This window comes from Amycolatopsis sp. lyj-84, assembly GCF_046549075.1.
Taxonomy (GTDB): domain Bacteria; phylum Actinomycetota; class Actinomycetes; order Mycobacteriales; family Pseudonocardiaceae; genus Amycolatopsis.
Window position 1 is genome coordinate 339,316 of record NZ_JAJPWO010000010.1, and the last position, 15,858, is coordinate 355,173.

A 15,858-nucleotide genomic window follows, 5' to 3' on the forward strand; every position below is an offset into this window, starting at 1 on the left:
GCTACTTCCCGCTTTCGAATTTGAGGCAATTGATGATGGAATTTTCAACGGTGTCACTCAGAGCGTGGTCGGTGTAGTAGGCGGTATGCGGACTGATGAGCACGTTCGGCAGTTCCTGCAACCGCAGGAGCGGTTTGCCGTCGATGGCCTTGTTCCGGCAGTCGGCGTAGAAGATGCCCTCTTCCCCTTCGACGACGTCCAGTGCCGCGCCGCCCAGTTTTCCGCTTTCCAGGGCCGCGATGAGGGCCTCGTTTTCGATGAGCGGACCACGTCCGGTGTTGATGACGTACGCGCCGTCCTTCATCTGCTCGATGTTCCGGGCGTCGAGCAGATGGCGCGTATCCGTGTTGAGCGGTACATGAAGGGTCACGATGTCGCTCTGCTGCAGCAATTCATCGAGAGAAACGTAATCGGCGTCGGCGGTGCGCAGCGTGTCGTAGGCCAGCACCCGGCAGCCGAAGCCGCGCAGCCTGTCCAGGACCGCGACCCCGATGCGCCCCGTCCCGACCACCCCGATGGTCAGGTCGCGCAGCTCTTTCCCGCGCACCTCGTTCAGCCGGTAGTCGTGCACCTCGGTGCGGCGGATGATGGATTTGGCGTCGCGCACCGCCATCAGCATCAGCATCAGCGTGAAGTCGGCCACACTGTCCGGCGAGTAGGCGACGTTGCCGACGGAGATCCCGATGCTCGCGGCGTATTCCACGTCGATGTGGTTGAAACCGATGCTCCTGGTGGAAATGTACTCCACTCCGGCATTGCCGAGCGCGAGAAGAAGGGAATTCGAGATCGGGGTCTTATGACCGACACTGATGCAACGATTACCGATCGCCAGTTCGAGATTGTCCTCGGATACCGGCGCCTCGACGATGGTCGGCGTTACACCGAAACGAGGCGCCATCTCCCGAAAGAGAGCGGCCTCGTCCTGTCCACATCCATAAATCGTGATTCCCCTCGCCAAGACGGCCGAGGAGGACGCGGACGCCAGCGATCCGGTGCGGGGGGCAGCTGATCGCGCTGGTTCGCTGTAGGTCATGCCGGACATTGTAGGCAGCACGGTATTGCCGACTCAGATGGGGTTTTCGAGGCGCCGACAATATGTTACCGCTTGGTAGCGCCGTGTGCACGCCGTGTCGATCGTCCGTGGTGAGCCCCTGCTCGAAGGGCCCGTCCGCGCTCCCCACCTGCTCCGCGGCCACCTGAGGGCTGATCTTGCCCGCCCGGCCGCCGGACCGAAACCGGCCAGTGACGGGTACCACAGATCCGGGCCGGAAAGTGATCAAGACCTCAGCCCCGAGCACCGCCCGCCCCCGCCTGACCAGTGCAGCAGACCTTAGCACCGTTAGATGCCCGAAACGCGCGATTCGGCAATTCCCGGGAAAGCGGCTTTGCCGGAGCGAAGAATTCCCCTGGGTCGCATTCACTCTGCGTATTCACTCGGTCGGTTGTCCGGACTTCGCCACGCGAGGACATGGGCCGACACGAGGCTCGCGAGCTCGTCCGGAGCGTCGCGAGCCACGAGATGACCGGCGGCCGGAACCCGGGCGACGGTGACCCGGCGGTTGGCGGCGCGCAGACGCCGCACGTCGGAGTCGTCGAGCGGGGACCCCTGCCCGCCGTGCACCACGAGGATCGGCAGGTCCAGGGCCCCCGCCGTCGCGAACAGGGCCGCACCCGACCCGAGGACGTCGTCCACGAGACGCGTGTAGCGGCCGCCGAACCCGTGGAAGTCGAGCCACGAGCGCGCCCGGGCCGGTGGCACATCGGGCACGACGTCGACCAGCACGAGTCCGGCCGCGCGGTCCGCGACGGCGGGGTCCGCGAGGGCGGCGATGGCGGCCAGCCCGCCGATCGAGGCGCCCACGAGGACGATCGGCCCCGGCTGGCTTCCGATCATCGCGACCACGTCGTCGGCGAGGGTCCGGAGCGTGGTGGCCCTACCGGAGCTTCCCCCGTGACCGCGCAGGTCGAAGGCCACCGCCCGAAGTCCGCGTCGGGCCAGTGTCGCCGCGACCGGCTCCCAAACCTCGCGTCGCTCCCCGCCCGCGTGGAGCAGCAGAACCGTCGGGCCGGTGCCGGTCACCGTGCCCTGCAAGGTGACTTCCCCCAGGTCGAGACTGATTTCGGTCATCGCCTTCTCCCACCCCGATTACCTTGATCTGCCAAGGTAGCGCACTTACCTTGGTGCATCAAGGTACGCTCCCGACCGTGACGACACCCCGAGCACGAAGGACTCCGGAGGAGGCCCGGCGGCTGATCCTCGACGCCGCGGCTTCCTTGCTCGCCGAGTCCGGGTTGGCCGCCGTCCAGATGCGCGCGGTGGCCGCGAGGGTCGGCATGACCGACGCCGGGGTCGCCCATCACTTCGGCAACCGGGAGAAGCTGCTCGCCGAACTGCTGCGGCACGGCGGCAGGCGCCTCAGGGACGCGCTTCAGGATCTCCTCGAAGGATGGCTGGACCACGACGCCGACCTGCTCGACCTCGTCGAGGCGCTCCATGACCTGTACCGGCACGGCTACGGCGAACTCGCGGTGGCGCTGCACACGGCCGGATGGCGGGATCCGGGCAGCGGAATGCTCGACCCGGTCGTCGACGCGCTCCACCGGCTTCGCCCACCTGGCAGTTCACTGGACGACACCCGGCTCGCCGTCGCCGCCCTGCACCAGGCGATGGCGACGGAATCCCTCTACGGGAGCGCCTTCCGGCGCAGCGCCGGGCTGGCGGGCGCCGCGTCGGACGATCCGGCCCCCCAGGTGCGCTGGTGGGCGCGCCAGCTCCGGTTCGCGCTCAGGCTCGATACGGACCGCGATCCCCGAGATCCGGGCTCACCCGCGGAGAACGGCCCTCCTGCCCCGGCACCGGCGTGACCGTCGGTTGCGCGGCGGCGTCGGCCGCCACCGGCTCGGTGGTCTTGCGATAGCGGGTTTCGACGGCGCGATCCCGGCGCCTGCCGGCGAGCACCGACAGGGTGAGCACGTGGGCCACGGCCATGAGCAACAGAAAGACACCCAGCCTGCCGATGAACGCGGAGGTCGATCCGGACCATTCCGGGGCCACGACCGCGAGCAGCGCCAGCATCCCGAACGCGACCAGGTGGAAAACGGTCACCACCATCCAGGCCACCGATCCGCCGCCGTCCGGCCCGCTCAAAGAACGGCGAGCCCCGCGGTAAAGGATCTGGCCGTCCGCGACGACGAAGATCAGGCCGATGATCAGGAAACCCGGGAGTTCATTGTCGGGCATCGTTGCCTCCTCCGTTTCCAGAGGAATACCCACCGGCCGCGGTACGACGCCGCTTTGACCGTATCGAGTGAACGACGTCTCGTGAGTGGTAAGGACGGCTAGAACCGTCCTTACCACTCACGAGCCCCCACTCAGGTCAGCGAATGCCCTGCGAAATCAATTCGCTCAGGCCTTCGACGTCGCCGAGCGCTGTTCGCAGCTCAGCGGCGTACTCTTCGGCCCCCGCCCGCAGACCCCGTTCGACGACACCGGCGGTGTCGAACGCTTCGAAGTCCCCATCGCCCAATGCGGCGACGGACTCCTTGACCACGGCGCCCAGCAACAATTCCTCCGGCACCGACGGCGTACCTTCCAGCGGCCAGACGAGGTCGTCCAGCACACCCTGTCCGGCGACCTCGCGGACCAGGCCCGCCGCGGTGATCCCCGGCACCCGGAAGCCCTCCGGCAACACCGCGCGAACGCTCAAGCTCCGCGAAAGCCAGTACAGCAGCTCGGCGTTCACCTCCAGCTTGACCGGCTTCGGCGTCAGCCACAGCGTGAGGTTCACGTAGAACTCGGTGAGCTTGTCGAGCACCTCACCGTCCTTTTCGAAACCCCACAGGTTGAGGTCGAAATAGTGGTGCCACGTGGCGTCCGCGACGATCCGCCCGACGCCTGCCGCCGCGCCGTCGTACACACTGGACACTCCGTAGACCTGGCCGTTGCGCTTGTCGGTGCCGTGCGCGACGATCTCGGGTTTCGGCTGCCCACCGCGACCCGTCGGCCACACCTCCACCGGCAACCGCTCGGGAATGAGCAACTGCCCCTCGTGCATGTGGTCCGGGAAGATGGTGATCGGACCGCGCCTGCCCTGGAACAACGGATGCGGCCTGCCGAGCCGCTTCCGCAGGATCAGCTCCTGCGGGTACGGGTCGAGGTCGTTCGGAATCGGGTTGTTGATGTCACTGCCCCAAGGGTCGGGCTGGTGGGTGTTGTGGCTGAACTCGATGCTCGAATCCGGCCGGTCGTTCCACACCCGCAGCTCACCCGCCCGCGGGACCCGGTGCCCCAGCGCCCGCCCCAGGTTCAGGTAGTCGGGCAGCGACGGATCCGCTCCCGGCGGACGCGGGTTGGAGTGGTCACCGGTGATCAGCACGCCACCGCCGGCGTCCATCCAGGTGCGCAGCGCCGCGACCTCCGCGTCCACGAGCTCGTTCTCCGGTTCTCCCGGCATATTGCTCTGCAGCAGACCGAAGAACCACACCTGCTCATATCCGCCGAGTACCGCGGAAGTGAGTTTTTTGGCGGCGTGGCCGCCTTCGTGCCGATTGATCAGATCGATCTGGAACTGCGCGAAGAACGGCTGGTTCGCCAAGATCAGATCACGAAGAATGCCCAGCGAGAAGCCGCCGTTACCGCTGAAACCGATGAGATCCGTGTAGAACAGAACCCTGATCTTCGGCTTGGCCGCCGGACTGACTTGATCGGCGACAATACGTGCGTCGAACATGAATCCCCCTTGCCTGACGCGCCATGCCGTCCTCCCCGGCGGCGCTGTCCCTTCCACGTATACCTGAAATTCCCGAGGTCCCGCAGGCGCCGGAGCGCGGCGATGGATTTCGCCGTGATCAGTGGCCCCCGCGAGCGAAATCCCCTTTTTCGGATCACCCGCGCGCTCGAAAATGTTTCGCTTATCCGAGCCGTCCGTCTCTCACTTCAATCCCTCACCGTGTTCGCGTTCGCACGGTGCGCGAAGATGCGGGGATGGGTTACCGGACCTGGATGCGGTACTTCACACCGTCCGCCGTGCACCGACGGCTGGGCCTGGTGTGCCTCGGCGTCGGACTGCAGCACGGCGTCCTGCCCGCCGTGGGACCGCGCGTGCTCGACCACTACGTGGCCGTCGTGGTGTCCAAGGGCCGCGGCTGGTTCGCCGTGGCGGGCGGCGAACGGCAGGAGGTCGTCGCGCCCGCTCTGCTGTGGCTCGTTCCCGGGGTCGGGCACCATTACGCGCCCGATCCCGCGCAAGGCTGGGAAGAGTGTTTCGTCGACTTCGACGGCAGCGCCGTGGACGCGTACGTGGAACTCGGCTACGTCACCCCCGAGGCGCCGGTGGTGCCACTGGGCGATGTCGAGGTCGTCCGCGACGTCGTGAGCCGGATCGTGCGCTGCGCGCGAGGTGGCAGCCCGCTGGCCCAGGTCGACGCCTCGGCGGCCGTACACCACCTGCTGGTGGCACTGCGGCGGGCCCGCGCCGACCGCACGCCCAGCGGCGGCTCCCTGCTGGAGGCGCTTGCGCGCGACGCCCTGTTGCCGATCAGCGTCGCCGAGATCGCGGCCCGCCGCGGCATGACACTGCCCGAACTGCGCGCGGCCGTGCGCCGGAGCACCGAGTCGGGGCTGAAGGATCACTTGCTGACGCTCCGCCTCAACCGCGCGAAGGAACTCCTGGCCACCACACGGTTGCCGATTCAAGGAGTGGCGCAGGCGATCGGCTACGAGGACGCCGCCTACTTCACCCGCCTCTTCACCCGCCGGGTCGGTGTCTCCCCCGGGCGGTTCCGCGAGTCACGCGTCCAGGCCGTCCCCGGTGGCTGGAGTTCGCAGATCCCCTCCCCCGACGACCCGCCGCTGGTGCCGGACGACTGACCTTGGACTTCCGCTCGGCACCGCTTGGACTTTCCGCGCAATATGTGCATGACCGACGCTTGAAGTTGAGTGAAAGCGTTGACTTACGCGCAATAACGTTCATAACATCGGCGACCGCCCCGCCAACTGTGGTGCGGGTCACCCTTGGGAGAGAGTCATGCGGACCCTGCCTCTTCTCGGCGCCACGGCCTTGGCCGTGGCGGCGACCATGGTGGTACCGGTGTCGTCCGACGCCGCGCCGCCGGACGCGACGTACACCATCACGGTCGACGCCAAGAAGTCGTTCAGCCCGACCACCGACACCCCGGCGAGTACCTATGTCGACAAGGACGGCACGTTCTACTTCCAGCAGGCGGCCGCGCTCTACGGCGCGGACCAGCCGCGCGAGTGGGAGTTCTTCAGCGGGCGCGATTTCGACAGCTTCACCAAGAACCCGATCAGCGACGCGGTGAATCCGGCGAACCCCGCCGACCGCAACGACGACACGACCTGGCGCTGCAACAACAGCCCCACCGGCAAGGAATCCACCGACCCGCCCGCCGGGTCGGGTTACTCGCAGCGCAACTTCTGCGACCTCGTCGGCACCTGGGTCGATCCGGACACCGGTGACTGGTACGGCCTGATCCACAACGAGTTCACCCCCGAGCCGTTCGGCGCGTACTCGTTCTCCCACTACGACGCGATCGACTGGGCCGTGTCGAAGGACCAGGGCAAGACCTGGGCCATCAAGGACCACGCGATCACCTCGCCCTACAGCACCAAACGCGGTGACACGTCGGCCTTCCCCCACCAGACGTTCGATTACGGCGACGGCGATCCGCGCCTGTTCGTCGACACCGCGTCCGGGTACTTCTATGTCTACTACGGCTCGCGCATCGTGCCGAAGGCGGGCGCCGGCGGCCCGATGACCGGACTGGCGCACGTCGCCCGCGCGCCGATCTCGGGCAAGATGTCGTCCGGTTCGTGGCAGAAGTGGTTCGACGGCGGCTGGACCCAGCCCGGCGTCGGCGGCCGCGAAAGCAACATGGTTCCCGTCTCTTCGGCGGGCGACAAGGGCTACACGCCCGTCGCGGACGACTACGACCCGGCCAACACCGGCAACGTCAGCCAGCAGATCGCCGCGGGACAGCTGCCGCGCAAATCGGATCTGTTCATCATGAACATCGCCTACAACGCACACCTCGGGCTCTACATCGGCGCGCCGGAGGCCGTCGACAGCGTCGTCCCGCAGCGGTACTACGTGACCGACGATCTGACGACGCAGAAATGGCGGCTGATCGGCGACACCGGGAGCTACACCAACCAGTCCTGGTACCGCTGGTTCGTCGACGCGGCGAACAAGACGAACTCCACCATCATCGGCAAGCAGTTCCGGTCGTACTGCGCGGTGGCGTGTTCCGGCAACGCGGGCGGCGAGTACACCACCCAGACCATCACGTCCTCCGCTCCCGCACCGTCCCCTGTGGACACTTCCCGCAAGTACCGCGTCGGCCTCGGTGACGGCCGCGTTCTCGCGCAGGGAACCGGAAGCGCGACGACGTCGGTCGCGGGCACGACCGGCTCCGACCGCGAGGCGTGGCAGTTCTCCGCCGACGGCGACGGCTCGTACCGCGTCGTCAACGCCGCGACCGGCCAGTTCCTCGGCGTCGACGCCGTGCAGGCGGGCCGGGCCTGGGGCGCGAAACCCACCGTCACCTCCTCCTCGACGGTCGGACAGCAGTGGTTCGTCATCCCGTCCACCTCGACCGCCGGGACCTTCCGGCTGGTGAACCGCTACAGCGGGCTCGTGCTCGGCCTTTCCGGTAAGACGTCCCGCCTGGCGGAGACCACTCCGCTCCGGTCCTGGACCGACACCACCGGAAGCGCCGTCGGCGGTGGCCGGACCGCGGCCGAGCAGACGCTGAAGTTCACCGACGCCGGCGCGGGCACCAGCACGCTCGACGGGGTCCGCACCCTGGCCGCGTCAGGAAAGAATCTCGACGACCCGGACTCGTCCACGGCCACCGGGACGCCCCTGGTCACCTGGGCGCCGAACAACGGCGCCAACCAGAAATGGTTGTTCACCAGGCAGTCCGACGGTTCCTACACGCTGACGAACACGCATTCGAAACTGTGCGCCGACGTCGAAGGCGGAGCCGCCACCGCGGGCGCGCGCGTCATCCAATGGACGTGCACCGGCGGCCCCAACCAGCGCTGGACCGCGGCGAAACAGCCTGGTGGGAGCTACAAGCTCAGCAGCGTCCGGTCGGGTCTGCTGCTGACCACGGCGTCCACTTCGGACGGTGCGGCCGTCACCCAACGGGCCGACACCGGCTCCGCGCTCCAACTGTGGGCGATCAGCTAGGCCATGTCCTGTGGCCCGCCCCTTCCCGGGGTGGGCCACACGGCGTTTCGCGGCGGGTTGCGCTTGTGTGGCACATCACACTCTCACTGCACTTCCCGACCCCGTGACCGTCTCCCCTTATGAGAACACTTTCGGTGAAAAGATCACCGATCGCGTGGAGGGAGAGATCATGAACCACACCGGCATCATCCGCACCGCCACCATCACCGGCATCGCCGCGGCCCTGGGCCTCGCCGCCATCGCCCCGGCGCTGGCGCACCCGCTCGGCAACCCGCTGGCCGCCGCCCCGGCCAACGACCCGGTCACCACCGTGGCCGATCTGGACGGCGACGGCGAGATCGAGACCGTCACCGCGCAGCTGACCAGCGCCACCGACCAGGTCATCTCCGCCACCGTGAACGGGGCGTTCACCTCGATCCACCTGCCCGCGGACGGCTCCGTACCGCTCGAGGCGCCGCGCGTCACCGACCTCAACGGCGACGGCCGCGCCGAGCTCATCGTCACCCAGTCCGTCGGGGCGAACACCACGTTCTTCACCGCGCTGCACTACGACGGCCGCAACCTCAGCCAGGTCGTCGACAACGACAGCAAGCCGCTGTCGGTCGCCGAAGGCGGTGGCGTCGCCGCCCACCTCGGCTACCAGTGCACCCCGCTGACCGGTGGTGGCCGCACCTTCGAGGTCGTCGCGGCCGAAGCCGACGACGTCAGCGCCGAACCGCTCACCTACAGCGGCACCCGCACCACCTACACCCTGCGCGACGGCGCGCTGACCACCCAGAACACCCAGACCATCAGCAAGCGCCCGGTGACCGACCCGATCCTCGGCACCGACGCCGCCACCTGCGGCCAGACCGGCAGCTGACCTAGGTCAGATGCTCGTGAGTGGTAAGGACGGTTCTGGTGGACCTGTATTTGCTTACCCACTGGCTCCTGATGTCATCTCGGTGGCTTGTAGCGCTTGTTCTGGATGCCGATGTGGGCGAGTGGGGAGGATTTGAGACGTTCAACGTCCCAAATCCTCCCCGCTCGGCTGCCGTTCGCGAGGTTGCGGGGGTGGCACGGTCTTGATCAACGGAGGATCGGGGACGTTGAGTGTCCCCGATCCTCCGTTGATCAAGCTCTGAGAACGGGACCCCCGCCTCGACGATGACCACTCACGAGTACGCGAGCTACGGCGCGTAGGTCAGGCAGTTCGCGGCGTGGTCGCCCTGACCGGGTCCGACGCGAACACTCGAAGCGGTGCATTCCAGCGAGGAATTGTGACGGCAATCGGACCGGGAGCAGGCACCGACCTGTGCGGTCACCCGATCGAGTCCGCCCTTGGTGTTGAGCGGGACGAACGTTCCGCAATCGGCGGACCCATTGCCTCCGCCCACCGTGATGGCGAAAGCGTGACAACCGTCGTGGTTGTAAGAACATCCGCTGACCGTGCATTCGTGGACAGCGGGCATTTCGGTGGTGGTCATAACGACTCCTGTGCTTCGTGGTGGTGGTGTCGTTCGGTATGACCAGGGTTACACCGCCTCGTGCCACCGGCAATTCGAGACGGGAATGACCACCCGGGGAAGCTACCGGGCCGCCCGGGGTGTTTCCAAGGTCAGAGGTCGAGGTCGAGCCGGGACGAAGCGCGCGAGACGCAACAGAACATCCGCCCCGGCGCCGCCCCGATGTCGTCGCGATGCTCCGGCTCACCACCGACAACGGAGATCTCGCAACTGCCGCAAACCCCTTCACGGCAACCGGAAGGTATCGGATAACCCGCATGGTTCAACGCGTCCAGCAGGGACTCTTCCGCCGCGACCGGCACCGTCCGTCCTGATCGGACACAGCGCACTTCGAACGGCTCGTTCGGCGCGAACTCCTTGACCACCGGCTGGAAGCGTTCGAGGTGCAGTCCTCGCGCGGGAAACGCCGCCTCGGCCGCGTCGAGCATGGACGCGGGGCCACAGCAGTAAACCAGCGCTCGCGGGCCGAGTCCGGCCGCCAGTGCGGCGAAATCGGGCCTGCCGTGCTCGTCGGTGGCGTGGACGCGCACCCGGTCTCCGTAGGCGGCCCGGAGGTCGTCAGCGAACGGCATGGTGGCCATCGACCTGCCGACGTACACCAGCGTGGCCGCGGCGCCCGCCTCGACCGCCGCGGCCAGCATCGGCATCAGGGGCGTGATGCCGATACCACCGGCGACGAACAGGTATTCCGGCGCGGACAGCAGGGGGAAGTTGTTGCGCGGCACCGAAACCTCAAGGGGACGGCCCGCGCGCAGGAACAGGTGGATGTACTCCGAACCGCCCCGGCTGAGCCGGTCGTACCGGACGGCGACCCGGTAGCGGCCCCGATCGGCCGGGTCCCCGCACAGCGAGTACTGCCTGGTCAGCCAGTTCGGCAACGCCAGATCGACGTGCGCCCCCGGTTCCCAGGGGGCCAGCGGGCCCTCGGCACCGCGCAGGACCAGGGAGACGGTGCCTTCGGCGACCGGCTCCACGTGATCGAGAATCGTCCGCTGCATCAACGAGATCACCTCAGTACAACTGCCGGTAGCTGGCTTCGAGCATGTTCTCCAGTACCGCCGGATCGAGGTCGAGCCCCATCTGCTCGACGGCGATCGCGCCGGCGCCCGGCAGTTCTTCGGCGAGCGCCTGGCTCGCGGGATCCCAGATCCGGGATCGGACCAGCGCGCGTCCGCAGTGGAAGAAGGCCTCTTCGACCTCCACGATGATCGCCAGTTCCGCCGGTTTGCCCTCGGTCCGCATCCGGGCGAGCACGTCCGGTTCGTCGGTGGGATACCCGCGCCCGTTGACCCGGAACACTTCCCGCATGCCGGGGATCACGAACATCAAGCCGATCCCGTCGTTCTCGGCGAGATTGCGGAAGGAGTCGGCGAGCTTGTTGCCCGGCCGGTCGGGGATCGCCAGGGTGTGCTCGTCGAGCACCTTGACGAAGCCCGGGTAGTCGCCGCGAGGCGAACAGTCGGGCAGGCCCGTCGCGTCCGCGGTGGCCATCGCGACGAGCGGGGAATGGGCGATGAACCGGTGGCCGTGCCGGTCGACGCGGTTGTGGACCTTGGCCTTGATCATGGCCTCGGGTTCCCCGAGCCTGGCACGCACCTCCTCGTAGGAGATCCGGCGCGGACGCGTCTCGTTCACGAGATCACTGCTGGTCATGGCACAATTATGAGCAATTGTTCAGTCTGTTCGCTACTCGCTTTCAGGCCGCTTCACGGGGAGTGCCATGACGTCGGAGCAACGACGGATCAAGCCACGTAAACAGCCGCGCCAGGTCCGGGCCGAGCTGACCAGGCAGCGCATCCTCACCGCCGCTGCTCACATTTTCGCCGAGTTCGGCTACGCCGCGGGGACGACGAACCGGATCGCCGAACGGGCGCGGATCTCGATCGGCTCGCTGTACCAGTACTACCCGAACAAGGACGCGATCCTGGCCGAGTTGCTGACCCGTCACCTCGACGGAGACCAGGCCAGCGCGACGCTCCGACGGCACAAGGAAGCAAAGGAGCCACTCGAGACCATCATCAGGGAGTTCGTGCGCACGGTGATCGACAACCATCTCGACGATCCGCAACTGCTGCGGATCATGATCGAGCAGGCACCCCGCTCCAGCGAAGTGCTGGAGCGGGTCACCGGGCTGGAATGGGAGATGATCGGTGACCTGCGCGAACTGTTCGACGGCCACCCCGAAGTCCGCGTGCGGGACAAGGACACGGCGGCGAGGCTCGTCGCGTCCACTGTGGAACTGACCGTGCATCAGCTCGTCGCCGCGCCCGGCTCCATCGACACCACCCGGCTCGAGAACGAACTCGTGGCGATGATCACCGGTTACCTCCGCACCTGATTTTCGGGGGTTGACCAGGCGAAAAGCGGGTACCCACCAGCATGACCCCGGTACGCGGACACATCGCACGTTGGAAACGGAGAGGTGACACTCTCGCGCTGGCTTGGACGTTGATCACCGTCGGCTTGGCCGCGATGCTGTGGGTGTCGGGGTTCCGTGCCTGGCCGGTCTATCTGACGGCGGTGCCGAGTGCCGTCGTCTCCGTTCTGCTGTGGATCGGCGTCGTGCGCACCCGGCGTCGCACGAACGCCGGGTCATGACGTCATTTCCACGGTCCCGCACCGGATCCGGCCGGGTGACGATGCACCGGTAGGGGCAGGCGGCTGAGGGGCGAAAGACATGGGGGCGGTGGTCGCGGCGCTCGCCGCGGGCTGCGCGGTGCTGGCGGTCTTCCTTTCCGGTGACGCGGTCCGCCCGGACCGGCCGGATCTCGAAGTGACACTGGTCGCGGCGGCGCTGGTACTGGCGGCGTTGCTGGCATTCGGAAAGTCCCGCGGGACGAAGATCTCCGCGCTGATTTGCGCCGCGGGCGCCACGGGCTGGGCGATCTACTGCCTGAGCACCGATCTCGGCAGCGGCACACCGGGAAGTTCGACGGCGGTGCTCGTGGTCGCCGCCGTCGTCTCGCTGGTGGCGGCCGCACTCCCCCGGCCTGCCCGGTGGTGGCTCGCGATCCCGCTGGCGGTGGTGCTCGCGGCGGGAACGGTGACCGCGGTGACGGTCGTCCCCGCACTGGCGGTGCGGTCCACGACGGCGACGACCGTCGCGGCACCCGCGCTCGCCGACAAGGTGGCGACGTCACCGTGGAAGTGGACGTCGCCCGCCAAGGTGCTGGACGTGGTCGCGGCGGGCGCCGGGGTCGCGGTCGCCGGCTCGGGCGGCGAGGTCACCGCGCTCGACGGGCCGACCGGCGCGGTGCGCTGGACCTACGCCCGTCCCGGTGCCCACGTCCGAGCGCTCGTCCCCACGCCGGACAGGCTTCTGCTGCTGGCCGTCTACGCCCCTTCCGACGGCGGCACGGACCGCCACCACCTGACCGTTCTCGACGCGTTCACGGGCGTTCCGCTCCAGGAGAAGCTGATCGAGGACGTGCACGGCGCGGACCTGCTCGCACCGACCTCCGCCGTGCTGCCGTCACTCGCGCATCTGGGGGACGGCAACTTCCGTGTCGACGCGCTCGACCTGCGCGGCGGGAACACCCGGTGGTCGTGGCAGGCGCCCGCGGGCTGCGTCTCGCCGTTCGCGTTGCCCGCGAGCGGCCGTGACGTGGTGCTGGCGCCGCTGCTGTGCCAAGACCGGCTCAGCGTGCTCGGTCTGGACGAACGGACCGGCACACCGCGCTGGGAGCACCGGCTGCCGGTGACGCGGCCGTCCGACGAGAAGGCCGACTACTACCTGCACGCCGCCCCCGGTGGCGGCACCGTTTCCCTGGCCCTGCGGTACTCCGGCCTGGCCACCGGCGACAACACCGACGTCGTGCTCGACACCGCCACCGGCACCATCGTGTCCACAATGGACCCCAGGGCGCCGAAGCGGGTCACGCTCGGCCCGGTGGCCGTCTCGGAACGCGACGAGAACGGGAAGATCACCGCGGCCACGCTGGACGGCGGGGTGGCCGTCGATCTCGCCGCCTGCCCGGACCGGCGGGCGCACGCCACCACCCCGACGGCGTACCTGCGCCTGTGCGCCGACCCCGGCGGCAAGCTGGTGGTGCACCGCCAGGAACTCGACGGTTCGACGGCGTCGAGCCTCCCCGTCGACTGGCCGTCCCCCGACGACACGACCATCGGCCTGCTGTCGAGCAGGGCACGACACGCGCTCGTCCCGGCACCCGGCGCCCTCGTCGCGGCGCGCGGCGGTGACGCCCCGGTGCTCGGCTTCCCCGCGACGGGGTGAAGGCCCCCTTCGCGAGGAAGGGGGCCTTCACGTGCTCGAACCGACCGCGAGGTCATCCGCGCTTGAACTCTTCCCAGGTCACCTTCTTCACCTGGGGGCCGTCGTCCTTGGCGTGGCTCGCCAGGCCGTTGAGGCCCTTGAAGTAGTCGCCGGCCTGCGCCTGCGCCTGCGGCGACATGTCCGTGTCGCTGATCGCGATGCCGTGGATGTGCTCCGCCCAGTTGCCCTGGCTCGGGGTGCGGTGCCACGCGGCGAACCCGACCTCACGCAGCGCCTTCACGGCGGCGGTCTTGTTGGAGATGTTGTTCACCGAAATGTCGACCGCGCCACCGCCGTCGTGCGTCCCGCCCGAGGCGCCGACACCGCCGGCGTTGTACGAGCCCTGGGTGACGGTGAATTTGACCCCGGCCTTCTTCTCCGCGGCCGCGATCATGTCGGCGGTGCGCTTGTTCACCGTCTTGCCGTCCAAGCTGGTCTTCGCCCCGACACCGAACGGCGCGGTCACCGTGTAGCGGCCCTTGCCCAGTTCGGCCAGCGAGCCCTTGCCGGGCAGACCACTGGCGGCCAGGCCACTGTGCCCCAGCGACTTCTGGTACTTCGCGTACGCCTTCACCGTCGAAGTGCCGAAGTGCCCGTCGACCTGCTTCTTGTCGAGCAGGTTCTTCGCCGCCAGCGCCTCCTCGACGACCTTGACGCTCGGACCGGAACCCGGCGTGATCGCCTGGTCGGCCTTGTAGGGATCCCACATGGCCGCCTTGACGACGGCCTCCATGTTGACCGACGGCGCCGCCACCGCGGCCTGTCCCGCCGTCATCCCGAACGCGGCTCCGGCCAGAGCGGTGAACATCGCGGCGGTTGCCACCTTGCGCATGACTGCTCCTTCACTCGGTGCTGCTCCCTGTGAACAGCTCGTGTTCGACACTGGCCTGCCGGAGGGGTCGTCCGGAACCACCTGTACGGATCGTCTGACGTCAAAAACCGCAGGTTGACAGCGTTTGACAGGGTGACGGCCCGGCTGATCCCGCTGGTCGGCGCGGCGATCGGGGCGGAGTTCGCGATATAGTTACCCGGCCGCGCAGAGTGACGAAAATTATTGTCACGTCTGACACGATCGCGAGGGGGAGCGTGCCGGGAGAACGGACACCGGAGCTGGAAGCGTTCATGGCCGAGCTGCGGAAGCTGCGGACGCGGGCAGGCGAGCCGTCGTTCCGGAAGATGGCCGCGAAGTCGGGCGCCGTGTCCCACGCGACCCTGCACCTCACCGTCACCGGCAGGCGGCTGCAGCCGTGGGAGACCGTCCGCGAGTTCGTCCGCGCCTGCGACGGTGACGAAGAGGAATGGCACGCCCGCTGGCAAGGTGTCCAGCTCGTGTTGTCCACCGGCCGCGAACCGGCCCCCGCGCCCGCCGCGCCGAGATGGCGGTCCAAACGCGTCCTGGCGCCGCTGGCCCTCGTCCTCGTCGCCGCGATCGCCGCCGTCGTCGTCATCCTGCTGCCGGGTGAGCAGGACTCGCGGCCACCCCATCCCGGTGACTCGGCCGGCTTCATCACCGACGTGACGATCCCCGACGACACCGCGGTCAAGCCGGGCACGCAGTTCGTGAAGGTCTGGGAGATCAAGAACACCGGCACGGTCGAATGGCGGAAGCGGTACCTGCGCCGCACCGACCTCCCGGTCGCGCCGGGCACCTGCCGCACCCCGGAGCGGATCCCGGTCAACGACACCGCGCCGCAGGGGCACGTGCAGGTGACGGTCACCGTGAGCACTCCGGCGACCGCCCCGGTCGACTGCAAGATCTTCTGGAAGATGGTCGACGAACAGGACCGGGAACTGTTCCCCGCCAACAAGCCGATCTACTTCTCCGTCCTCGTCCGCGCTTGAGCGCCGACCGCCGAAAACACCTCGT

The 15,858-nt window shown here is 68.2% G+C and carries 16 protein-coding genes; 8 read left to right on the top strand and 8 right to left on the bottom strand.

What is annotated here, in order from left to right:
* Window position 1: 1 nt before the first annotated feature.
* Together vanH and ACLJRM_RS29425 are read right to left on the bottom strand one after the other, a co-directional pair.
* The gene (vanH, locus tag ACLJRM_RS29420) at window positions 2–1,033 is read right to left on the bottom strand and encodes a VanH-AOV family D-lactate dehydrogenase (RefSeq protein WP_101613801.1); all 1,032 of its coding nucleotides are present in this window, start codon (window positions 1,031–1,033) and stop codon (window positions 2–4) included.
* Window positions 1,034–1,417: 384 nt separating this feature from the next.
* The gene (locus ACLJRM_RS29425; protein WP_410664896.1) at window positions 1,418–2,128 is read right to left on the bottom strand and encodes an alpha/beta fold hydrolase; all 711 of its coding nucleotides are present in this window, start codon (window positions 2,126–2,128) and stop codon (window positions 1,418–1,420) included.
* 77 nt (window positions 2,129–2,205) lie between these two features.
* Here ACLJRM_RS29425 and ACLJRM_RS29430 point away from each other — a divergent pair, with 77 nt between their 5' ends.
* Window positions 2,206–2,865 (top strand): TetR/AcrR family transcriptional regulator, encoded by a 660-nt coding sequence (locus tag ACLJRM_RS29430; RefSeq protein WP_410664897.1) that lies wholly within the window; start codon window positions 2,206–2,208, stop codon window positions 2,863–2,865.
* Here the strand turns inward: ACLJRM_RS29430 and ACLJRM_RS29435 are convergent.
* Together ACLJRM_RS29435 and ACLJRM_RS29440 are read right to left on the bottom strand one after the other, a co-directional pair.
* Window positions 2,786–3,241, bottom strand: a complete 456-nt coding sequence (locus ACLJRM_RS29435) for a hypothetical protein (protein ID WP_101612825.1) — start codon at window positions 3,239–3,241, stop codon at window positions 2,786–2,788. The two genes, ACLJRM_RS29430 and ACLJRM_RS29435, sit on opposite strands and share 80 nt — an antisense overlap.
* 136 nt (window positions 3,242–3,377) lie before the next feature.
* A complete protein-coding gene (locus ACLJRM_RS29440; protein WP_410664898.1) occupies window positions 3,378–4,730 on the bottom strand; it encodes a hypothetical protein in 1,353 nt (450 codons plus the stop codon).
* Between the two features lie 254 nt (window positions 4,731–4,984).
* On the opposite strand from ACLJRM_RS29440, the gene ACLJRM_RS29445 reads away from it, so the two are divergent.
* The 3 genes from ACLJRM_RS29445 (at window position 4,985) to ACLJRM_RS29455 (ending at window position 9,075) form a co-directional block, all read left to right on the top strand.
* Window positions 4,985–5,869 carry a helix-turn-helix domain-containing protein gene (locus tag ACLJRM_RS29445; protein ID WP_410664899.1) on the top strand — a complete coding sequence of 295 codons (885 nt, stop codon included), beginning with the start codon at window positions 4,985–4,987 and terminating at the stop codon, window positions 5,867–5,869.
* A gap of 157 nt (window positions 5,870–6,026) precedes the next feature.
* A complete protein-coding gene (locus tag ACLJRM_RS29450) occupies window positions 6,027–8,213 on the top strand; it encodes an RICIN domain-containing protein (protein WP_410664900.1) in 2,187 nt (728 codons plus the stop codon).
* A gap of 169 nt (window positions 8,214–8,382) precedes the next feature.
* A complete protein-coding gene (locus ACLJRM_RS29455; RefSeq protein ID WP_101613799.1) occupies window positions 8,383–9,075 on the top strand; it encodes an FG-GAP repeat domain-containing protein in 693 nt (230 codons plus the stop codon).
* A gap of 307 nt (window positions 9,076–9,382) precedes the next feature.
* Here ACLJRM_RS29455 and ACLJRM_RS29460 read toward each other — a convergent pair whose 3' ends face one another.
* The 3 genes from ACLJRM_RS29460 to ACLJRM_RS29470 all read right to left on the bottom strand — a co-directional run bounded on the left by ACLJRM_RS29460 (window position 9,383) and on the right by ACLJRM_RS29470 (window position 11,371).
* Complete coding sequence (locus ACLJRM_RS29460; protein WP_101612821.1) at window positions 9,383–9,679, bottom strand: DUF1540 domain-containing protein; 297 nt, start codon at window positions 9,677–9,679, stop codon at window positions 9,383–9,385.
* Between the two features lie 131 nt (window positions 9,680–9,810).
* Complete coding sequence (locus ACLJRM_RS29465) at window positions 9,811–10,716, bottom strand: PDR/VanB family oxidoreductase (protein ID WP_410664901.1); 906 nt, start codon at window positions 10,714–10,716, stop codon at window positions 9,811–9,813.
* A 13-nt stretch (window positions 10,717–10,729) separates the two neighbouring features.
* Complete coding sequence (locus tag ACLJRM_RS29470; protein WP_410664902.1) at window positions 10,730–11,371, bottom strand: MSMEG_1061 family FMN-dependent PPOX-type flavoprotein; 642 nt, start codon at window positions 11,369–11,371, stop codon at window positions 10,730–10,732.
* A gap of 67 nt (window positions 11,372–11,438) precedes the next feature.
* On the opposite strand from ACLJRM_RS29470, the gene ACLJRM_RS29475 reads away from it, so the two are divergent.
* The 3 genes from ACLJRM_RS29475 (at window position 11,439) to ACLJRM_RS29485 (ending at window position 13,952) form a co-directional block, all read left to right on the top strand.
* The gene (locus tag ACLJRM_RS29475; RefSeq protein WP_101612819.1) at window positions 11,439–12,056 is read left to right on the top strand and encodes a TetR/AcrR family transcriptional regulator; all 618 of its coding nucleotides are present in this window, start codon (window positions 11,439–11,441) and stop codon (window positions 12,054–12,056) included.
* Window positions 12,057–12,166: 110 nt separating this feature from the next.
* Complete coding sequence (locus ACLJRM_RS29480; RefSeq protein WP_233223862.1) at window positions 12,167–12,316, top strand: hypothetical protein; 150 nt, start codon at window positions 12,167–12,169, stop codon at window positions 12,314–12,316.
* Between the two features lie 79 nt (window positions 12,317–12,395).
* Window positions 12,396–13,952 (top strand): PQQ-binding-like beta-propeller repeat protein, encoded by a 1,557-nt coding sequence (locus ACLJRM_RS29485; RefSeq protein ID WP_410664903.1) that lies wholly within the window; start codon window positions 12,396–12,398, stop codon window positions 13,950–13,952.
* A gap of 52 nt (window positions 13,953–14,004) precedes the next feature.
* Here ACLJRM_RS29485 and ACLJRM_RS29490 read toward each other — a convergent pair whose 3' ends face one another.
* Window positions 14,005–14,823: a peptidoglycan-binding domain-containing protein gene (locus ACLJRM_RS29490; RefSeq protein ID WP_101612816.1), complete on the bottom strand. Its 819-nt coding sequence runs from the start codon at window positions 14,821–14,823 to the stop codon at window positions 14,005–14,007.
* 254 nt (window positions 14,824–15,077) lie between these two features.
* Here ACLJRM_RS29490 and ACLJRM_RS29495 point away from each other — a divergent pair, with 254 nt between their 5' ends.
* Window positions 15,078–15,833 carry an NBR1-Ig-like domain-containing protein gene (locus ACLJRM_RS29495; RefSeq protein ID WP_233223860.1) on the top strand — a complete coding sequence of 252 codons (756 nt, stop codon included), beginning with the start codon at window positions 15,078–15,080 and terminating at the stop codon, window positions 15,831–15,833.
* The last annotated feature ends 25 nt before the right edge of the window (window positions 15,834–15,858 follow it).

Coding starts and splice junctions, on each gene's coding strand:
- ACLJRM_RS29435 (WP_101612825.1), bottom strand. CDS start 3,241: ATGCCCGACAATGAACTCCCGGGTTTCCTGATCATCGGCCTGATCTTC.
- vanH (WP_101613801.1), bottom strand. CDS start 1,033: ATGACCTACAGCGAACCAGCGCGATCAGCTGCCCCCCGCACCGGATCG.
- ACLJRM_RS29460 (WP_101612821.1), bottom strand. CDS start 9,679: ATGACCACCACCGAAATGCCCGCTGTCCACGAATGCACGGTCAGCGGA.
- ACLJRM_RS29440 (WP_410664898.1), bottom strand. CDS start 4,730: ATGTTCGACGCACGTATTGTCGCCGATCAAGTCAGTCCGGCGGCCAAG.
- ACLJRM_RS29455 (WP_101613799.1), top strand. CDS start 8,383: ATGAACCACACCGGCATCATCCGCACCGCCACCATCACCGGCATCGCC.
- ACLJRM_RS29445 (WP_410664899.1), top strand. CDS start 4,985: ATGGGTTACCGGACCTGGATGCGGTACTTCACACCGTCCGCCGTGCAC.
- ACLJRM_RS29425 (WP_410664896.1), bottom strand. CDS start 2,128: ATGACCGAAATCAGTCTCGACCTGGGGGAAGTCACCTTGCAGGGCACG.
- ACLJRM_RS29470 (WP_410664902.1), bottom strand. CDS start 11,371: ATGACCAGCAGTGATCTCGTGAACGAGACGCGTCCGCGCCGGATCTCC.
- ACLJRM_RS29475 (WP_101612819.1), top strand. CDS start 11,439: ATGACGTCGGAGCAACGACGGATCAAGCCACGTAAACAGCCGCGCCAG.
- ACLJRM_RS29490 (WP_101612816.1), bottom strand. CDS start 14,823: ATGCGCAAGGTGGCAACCGCCGCGATGTTCACCGCTCTGGCCGGAGCC.
- ACLJRM_RS29450 (WP_410664900.1), top strand. CDS start 6,027: ATGCGGACCCTGCCTCTTCTCGGCGCCACGGCCTTGGCCGTGGCGGCG.
- ACLJRM_RS29485 (WP_410664903.1), top strand. CDS start 12,396: ATGGGGGCGGTGGTCGCGGCGCTCGCCGCGGGCTGCGCGGTGCTGGCG.
- ACLJRM_RS29465 (WP_410664901.1), bottom strand. CDS start 10,716: ATGCAGCGGACGATTCTCGATCACGTGGAGCCGGTCGCCGAAGGCACC.